This window comes from Aromatoleum anaerobium (assembly GCF_012910705.2).
Taxonomy (GTDB): domain Bacteria; phylum Pseudomonadota; class Gammaproteobacteria; order Burkholderiales; family Rhodocyclaceae; genus Aromatoleum; species Aromatoleum anaerobium.
Genome location: NZ_WTVG02000036.1, coordinates 161,614 through 179,275, shown reverse-complemented (window position 1 = coordinate 179,275; position 17,662 = coordinate 161,614). Strand labels below are relative to the sequence as shown.

Annotated in this window: 17 protein-coding genes; 10 read left to right on the top strand and 7 right to left on the bottom strand. The window is 62.4% G+C overall.

Features of this window, described 5'->3' with window-relative positions; all coding sequences use genetic code 11:
* Positions 1 to 2 precede the first annotated feature (2 nt).
* From GO606_RS05275 to GO606_RS05255, 5 genes are read right to left on the bottom strand one after another with little or no spacing between them, the layout of a single operon-like run.
* The gene (locus tag GO606_RS05275; RefSeq protein WP_169119004.1) at positions 3 to 3,293 is read right to left on the bottom strand and encodes a pilus assembly protein; all 3,291 of its coding nucleotides are present in this window, start codon (positions 3,291 to 3,293) and stop codon (positions 3 to 5) included.
* Positions 3,294 to 3,307: 14 nt separating this feature from the next.
* Positions 3,308 to 3,901, bottom strand: a complete 594-nt coding sequence (locus GO606_RS05270) for a pilus assembly PilX family protein (protein WP_169119005.1) — start codon at positions 3,899 to 3,901, stop codon at positions 3,308 to 3,310.
* Positions 3,898 to 4,881, bottom strand: a complete 984-nt coding sequence (locus tag GO606_RS05265; protein WP_169119030.1) for a PilW family protein — start codon at positions 4,879 to 4,881, stop codon at positions 3,898 to 3,900. Before GO606_RS05265 ends, GO606_RS05270 begins: the two co-directional genes overlap by 4 nt.
* The gene (gene pilV, locus GO606_RS05260) at positions 4,866 to 5,339 is read right to left on the bottom strand and encodes a type IV pilus modification protein PilV (RefSeq protein WP_169119006.1); all 474 of its coding nucleotides are present in this window, start codon (positions 5,337 to 5,339) and stop codon (positions 4,866 to 4,868) included. The genes GO606_RS05265 and pilV overlap by 16 nt, the downstream gene beginning before the upstream one ends.
* A complete protein-coding gene (locus tag GO606_RS05255; RefSeq protein ID WP_211166686.1) occupies positions 5,336 to 5,866 on the bottom strand; it encodes a GspH/FimT family pseudopilin in 531 nt (176 codons plus the stop codon). Before GO606_RS05255 ends, pilV begins: the two co-directional genes overlap by 4 nt.
* A 175-nt stretch (positions 5,867 to 6,041) precedes the next feature.
* On the opposite strand from GO606_RS05255, the gene GO606_RS05250 reads away from it, so the two are divergent.
* Together GO606_RS05250 and GO606_RS05245 are read left to right on the top strand one after the other, a co-directional pair.
* Positions 6,042 to 7,088 carry a sensor histidine kinase gene (locus GO606_RS05250; RefSeq protein WP_169119008.1) on the top strand — a complete coding sequence of 349 codons (1,047 nt, stop codon included), beginning with the start codon at positions 6,042 to 6,044 and terminating at the stop codon, positions 7,086 to 7,088.
* Between the two features lie 326 nt (positions 7,089 to 7,414).
* Complete coding sequence (locus GO606_RS05245) at positions 7,415 to 8,023, top strand: CoA pyrophosphatase (protein WP_425532187.1); 609 nt, start codon at positions 7,415 to 7,417, stop codon at positions 8,021 to 8,023.
* A gap of 50 nt (positions 8,024 to 8,073) precedes the next feature.
* Here the strand turns inward: GO606_RS05245 and GO606_RS05240 are convergent, their stop codons facing one another.
* Together GO606_RS05240 and GO606_RS05235 are read right to left on the bottom strand one after the other, a co-directional pair.
* Entirely contained in the window at positions 8,074 to 8,415 is a 342-nt protein-coding gene (locus tag GO606_RS05240) for a HepT-like ribonuclease domain-containing protein (RefSeq protein WP_169119009.1), read from the bottom strand.
* Complete coding sequence (locus GO606_RS05235) at positions 8,405 to 8,713, bottom strand: nucleotidyltransferase family protein (RefSeq protein WP_085938679.1); 309 nt, start codon at positions 8,711 to 8,713, stop codon at positions 8,405 to 8,407. The genes GO606_RS05240 and GO606_RS05235 overlap by 11 nt, the downstream gene beginning before the upstream one ends.
* Before the next feature lie 199 nt (positions 8,714 to 8,912).
* On the opposite strand from GO606_RS05235, the gene GO606_RS05230 reads away from it, so the two are divergent.
* From GO606_RS05230 to ccoG, 8 genes are all read left to right on the top strand, one after another.
* A complete protein-coding gene (locus GO606_RS05230; protein ID WP_169119010.1) occupies positions 8,913 to 9,680 on the top strand; it encodes a 3-hydroxyacyl-CoA dehydrogenase in 768 nt (255 codons plus the stop codon).
* Between the two features lie 152 nt (positions 9,681 to 9,832).
* Complete coding sequence (locus GO606_RS05225) at positions 9,833 to 12,322, top strand: heavy metal translocating P-type ATPase (RefSeq protein WP_169119011.1); 2,490 nt, start codon at positions 9,833 to 9,835, stop codon at positions 12,320 to 12,322.
* On the top strand, positions 12,322 to 12,519 hold the full coding sequence (gene ccoS, locus GO606_RS05220) for a cbb3-type cytochrome oxidase assembly protein CcoS (RefSeq protein ID WP_169119012.1): 198 nt from the start codon (positions 12,322 to 12,324) through the stop codon (positions 12,517 to 12,519). The genes GO606_RS05225 and ccoS overlap by 1 nt, the downstream gene beginning before the upstream one ends.
* A gap of 437 nt (positions 12,520 to 12,956) precedes the next feature.
* The gene (ccoN, locus tag GO606_RS05215) at positions 12,957 to 14,381 is read left to right on the top strand and encodes a cytochrome-c oxidase, cbb3-type subunit I (protein ID WP_169119013.1); all 1,425 of its coding nucleotides are present in this window, start codon (positions 12,957 to 12,959) and stop codon (positions 14,379 to 14,381) included.
* Between the two features lie 15 nt (positions 14,382 to 14,396).
* Entirely contained in the window at positions 14,397 to 15,035 is a 639-nt protein-coding gene (ccoO, locus tag GO606_RS05210; RefSeq protein WP_011238720.1) for a cytochrome-c oxidase, cbb3-type subunit II, read from the top strand.
* 17 nt (positions 15,036 to 15,052) lie between these two features.
* Positions 15,053 to 15,232, top strand: coding sequence for a CcoQ/FixQ family Cbb3-type cytochrome c oxidase assembly chaperone (locus GO606_RS05205; protein WP_011238721.1), 180 nt, complete (start codon positions 15,053 to 15,055; stop codon positions 15,230 to 15,232).
* A gap of 3 nt (positions 15,233 to 15,235) precedes the next feature.
* A complete protein-coding gene (gene ccoP / locus GO606_RS05200) occupies positions 15,236 to 16,138 on the top strand; it encodes a cytochrome-c oxidase, cbb3-type subunit III (RefSeq protein ID WP_169119014.1) in 903 nt (300 codons plus the stop codon).
* A gap of 83 nt (positions 16,139 to 16,221) precedes the next feature.
* Positions 16,222 to 17,652 carry a cytochrome c oxidase accessory protein CcoG gene (ccoG, locus tag GO606_RS05195; protein WP_169119015.1) on the top strand — a complete coding sequence of 477 codons (1,431 nt, stop codon included), beginning with the start codon at positions 16,222 to 16,224 and terminating at the stop codon, positions 17,650 to 17,652.
* The last annotated feature ends 10 nt before the right edge of the window (positions 17,653 to 17,662 follow it).

Below are 17,662 nucleotides of genomic sequence, written 5' to 3'. Positions count from 1 at the left end.
ATTCAACGGCCGAGTTGGCGCCAGGTCTGGCGGCCCGTGTCCCACGGGCCCGAGTTCTCGATAATCGTCTCGAGACCCGCGGAATTGGAAATGTACTTCCGTTCCTGCCCGCCCTTGCCGGCCATGACGCTCGGCGTAGCAGCGGCACCGCCATCAAGCTTCATTCCGGAAGGGGGAGCCTTCTGCGTGTCGGAGATAGACAAGAAATCGCCCGTCGAGAATTTACTGTCGGCATTCACGTCGAACGGTGAGTAGGCAAGGCGCGATCCGCTGCCGGCATCGAACTCCATTAACCAACTCGGGCCACCGGGGATGCAGGGATCGTTTGCAGGTATGACAGTCGTGAAGATGATGCGGTTGTTGCGCAATAACGGGTCAGTGACCTGTCGCTCGCCCTGCAATGTGTTCGACGGCGGCAGCAGATCGATGAACCACCCCCCCTTTGTTTCCCAGTCCACCGCATTCTTCGTGGTGACCCGATAAGCCCCCTCCTGGAGGATGCTCTGCTGAGCCAGACTGGAGCGGCCGCCCACGGTGGTGGCATCTTTGTCCGAGATGGCGTAGAAGGTTTGCTTGCCCCCCGCTGCGCCATTGTTATCACCGGTCTCCAGGTATTGTCCGGTACCGAAATAGACGATCACGCCAGAACCCGTGGGGTGTTTGCCGATTTCAGGACGAACAGTAATCGGCTGACGATTTGAACTCGACCCCGTCGTGCAGGCGTTCGCGGCGCAGGCCGTGAACAGCGGCTTCGGGGTGCTGCCCTGCTTGAATGCCACGTCCCACTTGGCGGCGGTGTCGCTACTGAGGTCGAATTTCCAGAGATTGCCGAAGAAATCGCCGGCATAAATTGCCTCGATGATGTGATCGCCGTCGACGTCCGCCGGCGCCACGGTCGCAAGCCCGTTGGGACGGCCGGTTCCCTTGGGGTCCTGGGCGGTGCCGACTGCGGTATCGATCTTGCGGAGGAGGGCCCCGGTTTCAAGGTCAACGATGAAAAGCACTGCGTTGCCGGTTATGCTCGCCCGTCCGTCGGCTTCCGTGTTGTTGTAACCGTTGCCGAATACGGCAGCCCACTTGCCGGTCTTCAACCGCACAATGGCCGGACGACTGTATGTGTAGCCAAGGTCGGCGTCATTCAGATGCGTGAATTCCCACAGTACGAGTTTTGCCGCATTCGCTGCTGTCTCGCTGAAACTTGCGGGATCGGTCACGTCCAGGGCGTAGATTCCTTGTCCTCCCCTGTTGAGTCCGCCGACGAGCACGGATTTCCATGCGCTGCCAATAAATGCATCGATCACGGTGGGCGATCCATCGACGTAGTAGCGATGGCTGTAAGTGGTGGAGGGGAGCTCGCTCAATCGGCCGTACACAGGGCCGGGAACGTAGGCCATTTGTTCGATGCCGGTGTCGGCATTGAAGCCGTGGAGCATTCCGTCGTTGGCGCCCACGTAGATCATTTTGGTGCGGTTTTTCTTGTTGGTCACAAAGGTCGAATAGGCGGCGCTCTCCAGACTGTCCGGGTAGCGGAAACGGGGTGCACCGACAAACACGGGGGCGGAGTTGACAATGTCTCCGAGTTTGACCGTCCGGTTCCGGAAAGTACCGCCGTTCCGCAGCTCCAGAGCATCGTTGCCCCGAAGGTACTCGAGCACGGCACTGCTGCCGAGCGCGCCCTGCTGATTTCCTTCGGTACTCGGCTCTGCGGCCGTGCTGAGTTCGCTCCACCGGAAAGGGATTCCGTCGCCATTCTTCACCGTGAAGATATTGCGGGAAGACCACGCAGGGAGCTTCGATCCCGCATCCCACAGCGCCCCGCCCGGTCCGGAACCACTGGTCAACACACGACCATAGTTGGCTTTTGCGTAATCATCCTCGATCGCAAAGGCCAGCAATTGTCCGCTCCAGTCCCCACTGTTGAACCGGGCTTGGTAGACCTTCGTGTCAGCACCGATGAAACCCGCATTGGCGGTGGCAGAAGACGAGGAGCCGGATTGTTCGAGAATCGAGGCGAGAGCAGCCTGGAACGCGGTGGCAAGTTCCGCCTCATTGCCGGCTACCAAAAATTTTCCCCCGCCCTGGGTTGCGGTGCTCTGCATCAGCGGGTCGTTGATCGCCTGATCGTCGGCGAAGCTGATCAGATGTGTGCGGATGTTGTTTTTGGCCCCGGGCGGATCGTCCAGATCGGGGCGCAAGTCCATTTCGTAGAGTGCCTGGGCGACATCGTCGAGATAGTCGCTGCCGGCCGACTCGTACTCCTGATCTGGCTTCCGGTCATGGGTTTGACAGGGCGGACTTGCGCCAGCGCAGTCCCCGTCATAATCCCTCAGATACGTACTGATGTCCTGGTCCTGCTGCGGCCGGCCGTCGGTAAGAAGCACGGCGAAGCTCTTCTGGCATGAATACTCGATTGGCGCCACAATGCTCTGGTCGCTGTCGTTCTCGAAACTGTGATTGTTGAACACCTGCGAGACAGTCGCTGTACTCTGGTTGGGGCGTCCCGGATGCAGGGTGAGGGCTCCGGTGTAGCCCGTCGCGAAGTACCGTCCGATGTCGGAAAGCGTTTCGGCCAGGGGGGTGGCACCCGAAGCGGCCAGGCCGTCGATTTTGCTCTTGAGGGTCGTCTTTTTCGATGTGGTCAGATTGCCGACGACCTCCTTCAAACTGCCTCCATCACCGCTGTTATATGAGGATAGCCCGACCCGCATTCCGGCACTCATCGTATCGATCAGGTTCTTCCCGGCTTTCTTTGCAATCATCATTCGGCTTTGTGAACATGGCTTCCTCCCGGATGACCATGTATTGGAACAGCCGGTGGGGTCGTTGGCGGTATCGAAGTACCAGTTGAGATAATTTCCCGTGTATTGCGCCGGAAGATAGCTGCTGGTGCTTCCCCCATTGGAGCCATCGGCATAAAGCTTTGCCATGTAGTCTGTATTGCTTGCAAAGCAGCGCCTTCCAGCGGCGATACCGAATCTGTAATTGTCACTGCCGATGCGTATGCGGGGACTCCCATCGACGATGCGGGTTTCTAGCTGGGTGCTTGCCGAGACACGATTTTCGCTCGGGCAACTGGCCAGATACGTCGTATTTGGGTTGTAGGGCGTGTCCGGCACGATGTTCTGCATCGAGCCAGAATTGTCGAGCATGAGCATGACGTTCGGTTGAACCGAAGTGGATACCGTGAGCGGGGCTTCCGACAGGGCAAGGGGAGAGGACAGGGCTGCGCCCGGAATCAAACTCCCGAAGCTCAACATGCCGACAACGATACGAGCGACGGAATGGTTCTTCACGATATTCTGTTCTCTCAGTCGAAACGCTGCTCGGGGACGTAGGTGGTTTGCAGGCGAGCCTCGGCGTCGTCTGTCTGCCCGGTTCCGCGGGCGGTGACGCGATAAATATCCCTGCCTGGGGTGTGTCCGTGGCCCACTCTCAACGTGTCTTTGATGGATCCGTATTCTTCGATCACGTAGCGGGGGTTGGTAGCCCAAGGGATATCCGTGTCGGCCAAAGGCGTATATTCGATCGCGTTATTGTCGGCGCATGAGTCGCCGCCGGTCCACCAGCAGTGGCTTACGGTGGCGAGGTCCAGCGAAGCAGGGGCGATCTTGCTGTAGACACTGCATTGTGCTCCGTCCGCGCAAGGGTATCCGGCTGGCGTCGGGCGTTCAGCGTACCGGGCCATCGCAGCTTCGCCTGCCCGCAGTGCTGCCTCGGCGGCCTGGAAAGCAAGGTTTTGGTCGCGCATGTTGCCCGCCATGCGCTCTTCCAGAGTGGTGCCCCGCATGCCGCTTACACCCAGCATCGTGAGCAGCAGGAGCATGATTAGGGAGATGACGAGCACCACGCCACGCTGACGAGGAACGGGTACGGGAGGACTGAGTGGGTGGGTCATGATCATTGAAGCCGGTTGCGCAGGCCGATCGTGGTCGTAAAGATCTGGCCAAGGCGGTTGTTCGGGATGGCGACATTCACACCATTGCAGGGCACTGTGATCGCTTCGGTGGCGACGTTGGTCTCGACGCTTTCGGCGACGACGCATACACGGGCGGCTACCACGCTGGCCCAGTCGGTGACGGCGTTTGCTGTGACGTAGTTGTCGGCATCGAGGTCGTCGTCGGGATCCACGCCGTAAAGCACCTGCATGCTGCGGACTCCCTCTACGAGTTCTTCCGCATCGCGGTAGAGGGACAGGATGGGATGGCCGGTCGGAGTGAGGCGGCCGGTGTCGGAAACGTAATAGGTATAGTCCCTGAAGGACATCACGATTGCATCCTCGCCATAAGCCTTCGAAAGCCTGTTGCTGGTATTGCTGTTTTGCGCATGCGCTATCGTGACGTTTCCGTTTGACACGTTTGTAGCGCGGAATATGTCTGCGGTTTCACAATCGGTAATGAACAATACGTCACCAGCTTTCCAGTTCGAAGGATTACTTGTTACCTGGATGTTTGCGTTGTCAGCGGTCAGGTTGCCTCTCAGTTGGGCGTCGGCAGGGTCGGCAAAACGCATGGTGACAGTGTCGGTGCCGGCGGCGACACTTCGTCCTCCTACGATCGTGCCAGCGGCCACATTATTCGCACCCTGCAATGCGGTGCCACTCGTAAATACGACAGGGGGGTCGGCAATGATGTTCGGAACCATCGTCTCCAGGTTGGCGCAGCCCTGATATCCCGTCATGCGCAAATCCCTAGAGAGAAATTCGATCGCGAAGCGTCCGCTTTCCTGCATTCGCGACAGCGCTTCGTTGGTGCGGTAAGCCTGCTTGCTGCCAATAAAGACCTGCAATACCCCACCGAGCAGGAGCAGGCTCAACGTCAGGCTGATCATTAATTCGACGATCGTAAGGCCTTGCTGTTGCCGGCTCGTCAGCGGTCTGCGCATGGTTCTGTCCGATAAGCGAAGGTCTTGGTGCTGTCGCTGGTGCTATCCCCGCCTGTCTTGATGTGTCCCCGGTTGTCGTTCCATTGGATGGCGATCGTCGCGTCCTGGCCGTTCAATTCGAGTGTTCCCTGAGCGCCCGGCCCCAGAAGCTGGACGACGCTCGCATCCCAGTCGGCGCGATCTCCACTGCTTCCATCGGCGTAGGCGTCGCCGCGTACGCCTTCACAATTCGCCCGCATGCGATCGCTAAGATCGTACGCGAGCAGACTCGCCTGCGATCGCATGTAGGCGCTGTGGTTGCTCTGGAGGCTGGTCATTTGCAGGCCGGCGAGCCCGAGCAGGCCGATCGAAAGCACTACCACCGCGACCAGTACCTCGATAAGCGTGGCGCCGCGCTGCGGCGCGCAAACACGGGCAACCGCGCGCGTTGCCAACGGGACGATGGAAGGCGCTTTCATGGGCAGGCCGTCCTCGTGGTCGAAACGCGACCGGTGGTCTTTACGTTGATTGTGCGCTTTTCATTACCGCTGCAGTCCTTGAAAACCACCGAAAAGTCAACCTCTCTGCTGGCCTGACCGTTCTGCTGAAACGTAATGCCCGCGTTGGGGCCGGTTAGGATCGCCCTCCCATGAGGTGGATCCCATACCTGAATAGTAATTTGAACGACAGTTCCGTCGTCTTGCTCCTGGGGGCCTTGCACCAGCCAGCCGACCGCCCAATCGGTTCCATTCGCGCACGCGTCACCGTCCCCATTACGCCGGCAAACCACGATGTCCTGCCGGCGCTTGACGGCTTCGGAGCGGGCCAGTTGAAGGGCGGTGACTAGATCGTTGGTGGCCGAGGTGGCGCGATTGTTCTGTATTGCGGAGTTGAACGCGGGCATCCCCAGGCCGAGAACGATCCCCAATATGGCAATGGCGACCATCAGTTCGATCAGGGTGAATCCTCGAACCGGATACCGGGCATTGAGGTGTGCGGAGGCCACGAGGTTTCCGTTTGTGCTGGTGAGTTGTACGGGGCACCGGCTGATGCCGAGACTGTGCCTCGACCCAGCATAGCGAAAGGTCTGCCGATGGTGCCGGCACCGCCGACGAGCGCGTATTTTCCGCTTACGAATGGTCGAGCCGGGGGGGGAGGGCGGTTTCTTGTAGGATGACCCCATGATCGACAGTGGGCGGCCGCAGCCGCAAATCACTCTCCCCGACTTTCGCAACCTCGGTGTCATGCTCCGCATCCTCGTCATCGCCGAGGTTGCAAATCTCGGTTCGCTGGTTGCTCACTCGCCGGAAGGGTTTTTCGTCCTGCCCGAGGCGGCGAACTGGGGTTTCATATTCGAGGCGGCGGTTCTTGCCACGGTTCTGGCGCTATTCGTCCTGTCTCCGTGGCTTGCAAAAGCTCCGTATCCCCGGGGCGTCGTCTTGGTGACGGGACTGGTGTCGCTGGTTGCCGCAGGATTCGATGTCGGCATGCGAACCCTGGTGGGTGCGGGGTCCCCGGAAAGTGCCGTGAAGGCGGCAGTGCTGGCTGCGTTGCTCGCCGGTTTGATTCTCGGGTACTTCAACTGGCGCCAGCGTGTCTTGTCACCGGCGCTGGCTGAAGCTCGCCTGATGGCGCTTCAATCACGCATCCGGCCGCATTTCCTTTTCAACAGCATCAATACGGTTTTGTCGCTGGTGCGGCAGGATGCACGGCAGGCCGAAGCGGTCCTGCTCGACATATCCGATCTGTTCCGCGTACTGCTGGCGGAACCCCGTTCGCTCGTGCCGCTCGCGGACGAGATCCGTCTCGCGCGTTCGTATCTAGAGATCGAGCAGTTGCGGCTCGCCGAGCGCCTACGGGTGAAATGGGATTGCGCGGGCGCGCCCCTTGATGCGTCGGTGCCGATTCTGTTACTGCAGCCCTTGCTCGAGAATGCGGTGCGCCATGGAGTCGAGCCTGCGGCGGCGGGCGGCGATGTCTTGGTCAGCATAGGTGCGCGGGACAGGATGTTGTGCATCGAGGTCCGCAACTCGATTCACGATTCGGCCGCGGAGGCTTCCGCCGGCAACCGCATCGCGCTCGCCAACATCCGCGAACGTCTCGACTTGCACTTCGATTCCGAGGCGCAATTGCGCACGTTCGAGAAGGACGCCCAGTTTGTCGTGCGGGTGAGATTGCCGCTCACCGAATGTCACCCCGGCCGCTCCCCCAGTAATCCGGGCGCATGAGACAAGAGGAGTCCGGTATGAGTATTCAGGGCCGACCCTTGGGCTTGCTTGTCCGCCATACTGGATTCGGTGTCCAATGTGAGGAGAATGTGGGCGCGGAGCGGCCGGAGTTCCGGCCGTAACCTTGTGCTTGCCGGGGATGTCCTCGTTCACGACACGATCAGCCGTTGGAGTCGCTTTCCGGGCCGCATGGACATGCAGCGGGAGAGCGGCCGGCTCGTGCTGCGCAAGCGTTACTGAGCCCTCCAGGAGGCGGCTTTGCCGTTTCCGCCCCCCGAGGGGACAAGAAAACTTGGGGGGCCGGGTTTTCTCAAAAGGTAAGACGAGTGATCGAAAAGAGGCTCATGGAAGCGGCGTTCGATGCCGAGGGGCTGCGGCGCCGGTTTGTCGATGCGCCGCAGATGGCGCCGGTGCGCGAAGACGGCTCCCACCGGGGCGAGTTCCGGCCGGCCGCGGTGCTGGTGCCGGTGGTCCTGCGCCCGGAACGGCTCGCGGTGCTGCTGACGCGCCGCACCGATCATCTGCACCATCATCCGGGGCAGATCAGCTTTCCCGGCGGGCGGGTCGAGAAGGCGGACGTCTCGGCGGTGATGACGGCGTTGCGCGAGACGGAGGAGGAGACCGGTCTCGATCCGGAACGCATCGAGCTGCTCGGCGAGCTGCCCGAGTACTTCACCGGGACCGGCTTCAGGATCACGCCGGTGGTCGGGCTCGTGCATCCGCCGTTCGAGCTGAAGCTCGACACGTTCGAAGTTGCCGAAGCGTTCGAGGTGCCGCTGGCGCATTTCCTCGATCCGGCGAACCACGAGCGCCACACGATGGAGTACCAGGGCCGGATGCGACAGTATTACGCGATGCCGTACGAAGGGTATTTCATCTGGGGTGCGACGGCGGGAATCCTGGTGTCGCTGTACCGGTTCCTGGGCGGATCGTGAACGGGGACTGCGTGAATCGACGCCCCGTTGCCGGGGGGTGGCGGTTCAGATCAGGAAGGGGCCAAGAGGTCGGTGATCGTATGGCGGAGGGTAGATAGTTTCGCTTCGACGACGCCCCATACGAGCTTGTCGTCGACTGACGCATAGCCATGGATCAGCACGTTTCGAAACGACACGATGCGCGCGAGATCGGGGATGACTTTCGCTGTTGCCGGGTCACGGCGCGAAAGCGCATTGAGCGCTTCTCCGATGATTTCGAGTTGCCTCTCGACTGCGGACTTGAGCATCGGGTCGCTGACGTAGTCCTCGTAAGATCTGCCCGATACGAACCGCTCTATGAGCGCCGCAGCGTTTTGCACGTCCCAGAGATACTTGGGCGAATCAGGGTGCATAGACCGTTTCTCGCGTCTGCAGGACACGATCCCGGAAATAAGGGTTGGTCATCGCGCTGCTCGTGACGAGATCGATCGGGCGCCCGAACAGCAGTTCCAGTTCTTCGTGCAGGGTAAGCCACGCCTCAGCGTACTTGGCAGGGGGACTATCGTTGAACTCAACCAGGAAGTCGAGATCGCTGCTGGACGGCGAATAGTCGCCGCGAACCCCTGAGCCGAAAAGATCCAAGCGCTGAACCCCGAGCGATCGGCAAAGTTCGGCGATTCGTGCGCGTTGTGACTCGACGAGAGCAATCACTGTCGTCTCCATGGGGGGGCGTCGGGATCGAATGAAGTTTAGCCTATGCGCGTCAGTCGCTGGCGCGATAGACGAACTGCTGCGTGGGAAGGGGTGGAAAATCCATCGGTATCGGCTTGCCAGTTGACGTTGACGTCAACGGACATTATGTTGCGCCCTCGTACGCCCGCGTCGGGCGGCATTCACGGAGAGTCTCGCAATGAAGATCGAAAATGGCGTGTTCGTCGTCACCGGGGGCGGATCGGGACTGGGGGCGGCGACTGCGCGGATGCTGGTCGGCGCCGGAGGCAAGGTGGTGCTGGCCGACGTGAATCGTGACGCGGGCGAGGCGCTGGCGGCGGAGCTGGGCGCCGCTGCTGCGTTCGTCGCGACCGATGTGACCGACGAGGCGAGCGCGAAAGCGGCGATCGATCGCGCGGTGTCCGGCTTCGGCGCACTGCACGGGCTGGTCAATTGCGCCGGCATCGCTCCGGCCGAAAAAGTCGTCGGTCGCGAGGGACCGCATCGGCTCGAGTCGTTCGCGCGCACGATCACCGTCAACCTCATCGGCAGCTTCAACATGATGCGCCTGGCGGCGGACGTGATGACGAAGGCGGCGCCGAACGACGAAGGCGAGCGGGGCGTGATCGTCAGCACCGCGTCGGTCGCGGCTTATGACGGCCAGATCGGTCAGGCCGCGTATGCGGCGTCGAAGGCGGGCGTCGTCGGGCTGACGTTGCCGGTGGCGCGCGAACTGGCACGCTTCGGCGTGCGGGTGATGACGATCGCGCCGGGGATCATGGAGACGCCGATGCTGATGGGCATGCCGCAGGAAGTGCAGGATTCCCTCGGCAAGACGGTGCCGTTCCCGTCGCGCATGGGACGGCCTGCGGAATACGCGGCGCTGGTGCGCCACATCATCGAGAACGCCTACCTCAACGGCGAGACGATCCGCCTCGACGGCGCGATTCGCATGACGGCGAAATAAACTGAAGCGGACGATTGCGGCTCTTCGGGGGCTGGCGTGCCGCAAGTTTTGCTGCACTGCAATAGCGGCGGGACGTCAACTGTGCTAAAAGACGTTTCGATGCCTGAACGGACGGGTGGGGCCGCCCACTCGCCGCCCTCGGTGTTTCCCTGATGAGCGCTTCCGAAATCGAGTCTGTCCGAGCATCGTTGCCTGAGCAGGACTGCTATCACTGCGGCCTGCCGGTCCCGCCCGACACGCACCACTACGTGACGATCGACGGCGCGTCGCGGCGCATGTGCTGCGTCGGCTGTGAGGCTGTCGCCGGGTCGATCGTCGCGAACGGACTCACTGATTACTATCGCCATCGCGACGCGATGCCCGAGCCGCAGAAGGAGGCGCTGCCGGCCGAACTGCAGGAACTCGGGCTGTTCGATCATCCCGATTTCCAGAAAACCTTCGTGCAGCCGATCGGCGAGCATGAGCGCGAGGCGGCGCTGATCCTCGAAGGCATCACCTGCGCCGCGTGCGTGTGGCTGAACGAACAGCATGTCGCGCGCCAGCCGGGTGTTTCGCTGGTCGAGGTCAACTATGCGACGCGGCGGGCGCGGGTGCGCTGGGACGAGCGGCGCATCAAGCTGTCCGGGATCCTCTCCGCGATCCAGGCGATCGGCTACCGCGCGTATCCGTACGACGCCGAGCGCTCGGAGCAGATCGGCAAGCGCGAGCGCCGCTCGATGCTGTGGCGCGTCTTCGTCGCCGGCTTCGGCATGATGCAGGTGATGATGTACGCCTTCCCGGCGTACATCGCCCCGGAGGGCGACCTCGCGCCGGACATCGCGCAGCTGATGCGCTGGGCGAGCCTGCTGTTGACGCTTCCGGTCGTGCTGTATTCCGCGGCGCCGTTTTTCCGGCGGGCGCTGCGCGATCTGAAGTTGCGCCGCCTGGGCATGGACGTGCCGGTGGCGCTTGGAGTTGGCAGCGCCTTCGCGGCGAGCGTCTGGGCGACGCTCGCCGGGAGCGGGGAAGTGTATTTCGACTCGGTGACGATGTTCGTGTTCTTCCTGTTGTGCGGGCGCTATCTGGAGATGGTGGCGCGCCAGAAAGCGGTGCGTGGCGTCGAGGAACTTGGCAAGGTGCTGCCGGCGTTTGCCGAGTGCCTGCCCGGCTGGCCGGCGCCGGAGGGTGAGCGCGTGCCGGTGTCGCAGCTGGTGCCGGGCAACTTCGTGCGGGTGCGTCCCGGTGAAGTGATGCCCGCCGACGGCGTCGTCGTCGACGGGCGCAGCGAGGCGAACGAGGCGCTCTTGACCGGCGAGAGCCTGCCGGTGCCGAAGTCTGCCGGGAGTCCGGTCACCGGCGGCAGCATCAACATTTCGAGCCCGCTGACGGTGCGCGTCGAGCAGGTCGGGGACTCGACCCGCCTCGCGGCGATCCGCCGCCTGATGGAGCGCGGCGCGAGCGAAAAGCCCCGCATCGCGCAGCAGTCGGACCGCTTTGCGGCCGTGTTCATCGTCGCGCTGCTCGCGCTTGCGTTCGCGACGGGTCTCGCGTGGTACTTCATCGAGCCGGAACGGGCGCTGTGGGTGTTCGTGTCGGTGCTGGTGGTCGCGTGTCCTTGTGCGCTGTCGCTGGCGACGCCGACGGCGCTGACGGTGGCGACCGACGCGCTGGCCCGAATGGGCGTGCTGGTGACGCGCGGGCATGCGATCGAGACGCTCGGGCGCGCGAACCACTTCGTCTTCGACAAGACCGGCACGCTGACGCGGGGGCGGATGAGCCTCGAGGAAGTTCTGCCGCTCGGCGACCTTGGTGAAGCCGAATTGCGCACGTTGGCGGCGGCGCTCGAGCGCGACTCCGAGCATGCGGTCGCCGAGGGACTGCGCCGCGCGGCAGAAGACGCCGTTCTGCCCGCGGTCGAGGAGGTCGTCGCGCAAACCGGGCAAGGCATCGCGGGGCGGATCGAGGGCGTGCGCCATGCGATCGGGCGGGCGGCATACGTCGCTGCGCAACTGGGCATCCCTGAATCGGCGCGCTGCGCGGAGTTCGAGGCGCGGGGCGGGTCGATGATCGCGCTCGGCAGGACGGGCGAATGGCTCGCGCTGTTCCGCCTCGCGGACGTGCCCCGCGAGGAAGCCGCGCAGCTGACGGCGAAGCTTCGCGCAGAGAAAGTGCGCCTGACGGTGCTGAGCGGCGATTCGCCCGGCGCGGTCGATGCGGTCGCGCATGGTCTCGGCATCGACGACGCGCACGGCGCGCTGACGCCGCAGGGCAAGCAGCAGTTCCTGGCGAGGTTGCAGCGTGCTCCCGGGGCAGTGGTGGCGATGGTCGGCGACGGCGTGAATGATGCTCCGGTGCTTGCCCAGGCCCACGTGTCGGTGGCGATGGGCGGCGGCACCGAGCTCGCCCGCAACGAAGCCGACATCGTGCTGTTGAGCGAGAGCCTCGCGGGGTTGGGGTGCGGGCTCGATCTTTCGCGCCGCACGTTGCGGATCATCCGGCAGAACCTGTGGTGGTCGTTCGCGTACAACTTCACTTCGGTGCCGCTTGCGATGGCGGGCCTCGTCACGCCCTGGATGGCGGGCATCGGCATGGCCGGAAGCTCGCTGCTCGTCGTTCTCAACGCGCTGCGCCTGCAGCGCCAACCGCGCAGCCGGGTTCGCTGATGGAAAGCCTTTACATCCTGATCCCGCTCTCGGTCGTGCTGGTTTTCGTGATCGGCGTGATCTTCTGGTGGTCGCTCAAGTCAGGGCAGTACGACGATATGGAAGGTCCGGCGTACCGGGTGCTGATGGACGACCGCGACGCCCCGCCGCCTGCCGAGAAGCAGCCGGACGGCACCGACTGCGAGCCGCCGAAGTAAGTCGGCGAAGTGAGTCGGCGAAGTGAGTCGGCGAAGTGAGTCGGGGCACATCGCAGCGCTGCCGGGGGCACTCTTTGTTGACCCTGGTCAAAACTTCATCCGGGCGAGATGGGCATACTTTTCCCATGGTTTTCACGGGTGTCGCCGCGAAGTTTCGGGCGGCATTCCGGCAACTGGTATTCATGTCTCTCTGTTGGGGTTGGGGGTGCGTTCGATACGCACCCTTTTTTTTGCCTGCGATTTTCACCATGTTACCAACATGGTTTTTTGCGCGATTGATGCCTCATGTGCTTCCGCCCGATTGCGCGGTGCAATATAATGTTGACCTAAGTCAACGGCCGGTCAGCGGTGTTGTGCATCAACGTGTTCGTCCGGGCTGCTAGCGCGTGGATGATTGCAGACCGGACGCAAAGGTTTTTCATCAGGGGGGCAGTTACATGCAATCGCAAGCGACTTACAACTACAAAGTCGTGCGCCAGTTCTCCATCATGACAGTGGTGTGGGGAATCGTGGGCATGCTGGTCGGCGTGATCATTGCGGCACAGCTTGTATGGCCGGAACTCAACGTCGGGGAATGGTTCCACTTCGGCAGGTTGCGTCCGCTTCACACAAACGCGGTGATTTTCGCGTTCGGCGGCTGCGCCTTGTTTGCGACGTCATATTTCGTCGTCCAGCGCACCTGTCATACCACGCTGTTCGCGCCGGGTCTCGCGGCTTTCACGTTCTGGGGCTGGCAACTGGTCATCGTGCTGGCCGCGGTCACGCTGCCGCTCGGCATCACGAGCAGCAAGGAGTACGCCGAGCTCGAATGGCCGATCGACATCCTGATCGCGGTGGTGTGGGTGTCCTACGCGATCGTGTTCTTCGGCACCATCGCCAAGCGCAAGACCTCGCATATCTACGTCGCGAACTGGTTCTTCGGCGCGTTCATCCTGACCGTCGCGCTGCTGCATATCGTCAATAGCGCAGCGCTTCCGGTGACGCTCACCAAGTCCTATTCGGCGTACGCCGGCGTGCAGGACGCGATGGTGCAGTGGTGGTACGGCCACAACGCGGTGGGCTTCTTCCTGACCGCCGGCTTCCTCGGCATGATGTATTACTTCGTGCCGAAGCAGGCCGAGCGCCCGGTGTATTCGTACCGCCTGTCGGTGGTGCACTTCTGGGCGCTGATCTTCACCTACATGTGGGCGGGCCCGCACCATCTGCACTACACCGCGCTGCCCGACTGGACCCAGTCGGTCGGCATGGTGTTCTCGCTGATCCTGCTGGCGCCGTCGTGGGGCGGCATGATCAACGGCATCATGACGTTGTCCGGCGCGTGGCACAAACTGCGCACCGACCCGATCCTGAAGTTCCTGATCACCGCGTTGTCGTTCTATGGCATGTCGACCTTCGAAGGCCCGATGATGTCGATCAAGACGGTGAACGCGCTGTCGCACTACACGGACTGGACTGTCGGTCACGTCCATTCGGGCGCGCTCGGCTGGGTCGCGATGATCTCGATCGGCTCGATGTATTACCTCCTGCCGCGCATGTACGGCCGGACCGAGATGTATTCGACGGGCCTGATCAATGCCCACTTCTGGATCGCGACGATCGGCATCGTGCTGTATATCGCGTCGATGTGGATTGCCGGCGTGATGCAGGGGCTGATGTGGCGCGCGACGAATCCGGACGGCACCCTTACGTACTCGTTCGTCGAGAGCGTCAAGGCGAGCTACCCGTTCTGGTCGATTCGCCTGGCAGGGGGAGTGCTCTTCCTGACCGGCATGCTCATCATGTTCTACAACATGGTCAAAACGATGGCCGGCCACCGCGCGTACGACGCTCCCGTCGTGCTTCCCGCCGCTGCGCACGCCTGATCGGAGAAACGTGACATGGCCAAATCCAAATCGAATCACGATTTCATCGAGCGCAGCGTTGGCTGGCTGATCGTGCTCACGCTGCTGACGGTGAGCGTCGGTGGTCTCGTCGAGATCGTCCCGCTGTTCTTCCAGAAGTCGACGACGATGCCGATCGATCGCCAGGGCAACCCGCTGAACGTCAAGCCGTACGATCCGGTCCGGCTCGTCGGGCGCGACATCTACGTCCGCGAAGGCTGCTACAACTGCCACTCGCAGATGATTCGCCCGTTCCGCGCCGAGACCGAACGCTACGGCCACTACTCGGTCGCCGGCGAATTCATCTATGACCGGCCGTTCCAGTGGGGCTCGAAGCGGACCGGCCCCGACCTGCAGCGCGTCGGCGGTCGCTACTCGGACGAGTGGCACCGGGTGCATCTAAACAATCCGCGCGATGTCGTGCCGGAATCGAACATGCCTGCGTTCTCGTGGCTCGAACGCCCGGTCGAGGCGGACGACATCGAGCAGAAGATGCAGGTGCTGCGCACCCTCGGCCATCCGTATTCCGATGAGGAAATCGCGGGGGCCCGGGCAGCGCTCGAAGGCAAGACCGAGATGGAAGCGCTGATCGCGTACCTGCAGGGGCTGGGTACCGCGCTTTCGAACTTCAAGTGACGAGCAGGAGAAGCGCCGTGGATATCAACGATTTGCGATCCCTCATCACCGTACTCGGCATGGCCTGCTTCCTGGGTATCTGTTTCTGGGCTTACAGCAAGCGTGCCCGGGCCGGATTCGATGAAGCGGCGCTGCTTCCCTTCACCGACGATGATGCGCCGGTGCCACATGCTGCCCGGCAAGCCAAGGAAGGATGAAAAATGGCTGACTTTGTTAGCGGCTTCTGGAACATGTATGTGATGGGCCTGGTGGCCCTGAGCCTGCTGTTCTGCCTGTTCGTGCTGATGTCGAACAACAAGCGTGAGACCGGTCCGGTCGAGTTGCACGGCCACGTCTGGGACGAGAACCTCGCCGAATACAACAACCCGCTGCCGCGCTGGTGGTTGTATCTGTTCTGGCTGACGCTGGTTTTCGCGGTGGTCTACCTGATCCTGTATCCGGGATTCGGCAACACCAAGGGCGTGCTCGGCTGGGCGTCGGTCGGGCAGTACGAAACGGAGACCCGGAAGGCGGAGGAGCGCTATGCGCCGATCTTCGCCAAGTACCAGGGCATGGACGTGGCGGGAGTGGCCGCGGACCCCGAGGCCCGGGGGATGGGGCAGCGGCTGTTCGTGACCTACTGCGCGCAGTGCCACGGCTCGGATGCGCGCGGTGCGAAAGGCTTCCCGAACCTCACCGACAAGGCCTGGCATTGGGGCGGCGATCCCGAGACGATCAAGGCCACCATCACCAACGGGCGGATCGGCGTGATGCCCCCTCTCGGTCCGACGCTCGGTGCCGACGGGGTGAAGGATGTCGCGAACTACGTGCGCTCGCTGTCCGGCCTCGCGCACGACTCGCTGCGTGCGCAGCGCGGTGCAGAGCTGTTCCAGCAGAACTGCGTGGCATGCCACGGAGCCGAAGCGAAAGGGATGCCGGCGATGGGCGCTCCTGATCTTTCCGATGACGCCTGGCTTTATGGGTCTTCGGAGGCGACGATCATGGAAACGGTCACGAAGGGCCGGATGAACCGGATGCCGGGATTCGGCGAATTCCTCGGCGAGGCGAAAGTGCACCTGCTGACGGCGTACGTGTACGGCCTCTCGAACAAGCCGGCGCAGTAAACCGTTTCGGGCAGCAGTCATTCCCCGGGGGCGACCCGGGGAATTCAAGCCCGCCAAATTAGAACTTACGGATATAGCGATATATGACCGCCCCGATACCCCTTCGGAAGTTCCCTTCCCCGCGCGACAAGTCGGCCGAGTCCGACGAACTCTATGCTGCGCGGAAGAAGCTCCACGTGCGTTCGGTGAGCGGCCGCTTTGCGACCTGGCGCTGGGTCCTGGTGTGGTTTACGCAGATCCTCTATTACGGCCTGCCCTGGCTCACGTGGAACGATCGACAGGCAGTGCTGTTCCACCTGACCGAGCGCAAGTTCTACATCTTCGGCTGGGTGTTCTGGCCGCAGGACGTGTTCTACCTCGCGATCCTGCTGATCATCTCCGCTTTTGCGCTGTTCTTCTTCACCGCGATTGCCGGGCGGCTGTGGTGCGGGTACGCGTGTCCGCAGACTGTCTACACCGAAATATTCATGTGGATCGAGGAGAAGATCGAAGGGGATCATCTCAAGCGCAAGAAACTGGACAGCGCGCCGATGGGGGCGCGAAAGCTCGCGATCCGCTCGGCAAAGTACGGCGCATGGATTCTTCTGTCGCTGTGGACCGGTTTCACGCTGGTGGCGTATTTCACGCCGCTCGACGAGTTGCTCCAGGCGGCGAAGATGCTGAGTTTCGGACCCTGGGAAATATTCTGGATCCTGTTCTACGGCGGCTTCACCTATCTTTTTGCCGGAGTGATGCGCGAGCAGGTCTGTCTGTACATGTGCCCGTATGCGCGCTTTCAGAGCGTGATGTTCGACCCCGATACGCTCGTCGTCACCTATGACCAGGAACGCGGCGAGCCGCGCGGTTCGCGCAGGAAGGGCGTCGCACCGCGCTCGGCCGGGTTGGGTGACTGCGTCGATTGCGGGATCTGTGTCCAGGTGTGCCCGACCGGGATCGACATCCGGCAGGGCTTGCAGTACGAATGCATCGGTTGCGCGGCGTGTATCGACGGCTGCGACCAGGTGATGGACCGGATGGGCTATCCGCGCGGGCTGATCCGTTATTCCACCGACAATGCGCTCAAGCAGCACTGGGGACGAAAGGAAATCATCGCGCATGTGTTGCGACCGAGGACGTTGATCTATAGCGCAATCCTGACGTCCGTTTGCATCGCGCTGCTGTGGGGCCTGGCGACGCGTTCGGACCTGCGGGTGGACGTGATCCGCGATCGGGCGACGCTGGCGCGCGAGGTCGAAGGCGGCCTGATCGAGAATGTCTACCAGTTGCAGATCATGAACATGCTCGAGACTCCCCGCGTGTTCGACATCGCGGTGTCGGGTCTCGACGGGATTCGCATCGACGGTGTCCGGCAGGTGAGCATCGCTCCGGCGTCGACCGAATCCGTGACGGTGCATGTGCGGGTGCCGCCTGAATCGGGCGCGCCGGGTTCGCACGAAATCGTCTTCGACGTCGGCATGAGCGGTGATCCGTCCGTGTCGGTGCAGGAAGACACGACTTTCCATTTGCCTCGCTAAGAGGGATCAA

Excerpts from the sequence above, each read along its gene's own strand:
- ccoO (WP_011238720.1), top strand. The coding sequence starts at position 14,397 with ATGGCCAAATCCAAATCGAATCACGATTTCATCGAGCGCAGCGTTGGC.
- ccoG (WP_169119015.1), top strand. The coding sequence starts at position 16,222 with ATGACCGCCCCGATACCCCTTCGGAAGTTCCCTTCCCCGCGCGACAAG.
- ccoN (WP_169119013.1), top strand. The coding sequence starts at position 12,957 with ATGCAATCGCAAGCGACTTACAACTACAAAGTCGTGCGCCAGTTCTCC.
- pilV (WP_169119006.1), bottom strand. The coding sequence starts at position 5,339 with ATGAAAGCGCCTTCCATCGTCCCGTTGGCAACGCGCGCGGTTGCCCGT.
- GO606_RS05250 (WP_169119008.1), top strand. The coding sequence starts at position 6,042 with ATGATCGACAGTGGGCGGCCGCAGCCGCAAATCACTCTCCCCGACTTT.
- GO606_RS05270 (WP_169119005.1), bottom strand. The coding sequence starts at position 3,901 with ATGATCATGACCCACCCACTCAGTCCTCCCGTACCCGTTCCTCGTCAG.
- GO606_RS05240 (WP_169119009.1), bottom strand. The coding sequence starts at position 8,415 with ATGCACCCTGATTCGCCCAAGTATCTCTGGGACGTGCAAAACGCTGCG.
- GO606_RS05265 (WP_169119030.1), bottom strand. The coding sequence starts at position 4,881 with ATGCGCAGACCGCTGACGAGCCGGCAACAGCAAGGCCTTACGATCGTC.
- GO606_RS05230 (WP_169119010.1), top strand. The coding sequence starts at position 8,913 with ATGAAGATCGAAAATGGCGTGTTCGTCGTCACCGGGGGCGGATCGGGA.
- ccoS (WP_169119012.1), top strand. The coding sequence starts at position 12,322 with ATGGAAAGCCTTTACATCCTGATCCCGCTCTCGGTCGTGCTGGTTTTC.
- ccoP (WP_169119014.1), top strand. The coding sequence starts at position 15,236 with ATGGCTGACTTTGTTAGCGGCTTCTGGAACATGTATGTGATGGGCCTG.
- GO606_RS05225 (WP_169119011.1), top strand. The coding sequence starts at position 9,833 with ATGAGCGCTTCCGAAATCGAGTCTGTCCGAGCATCGTTGCCTGAGCAG.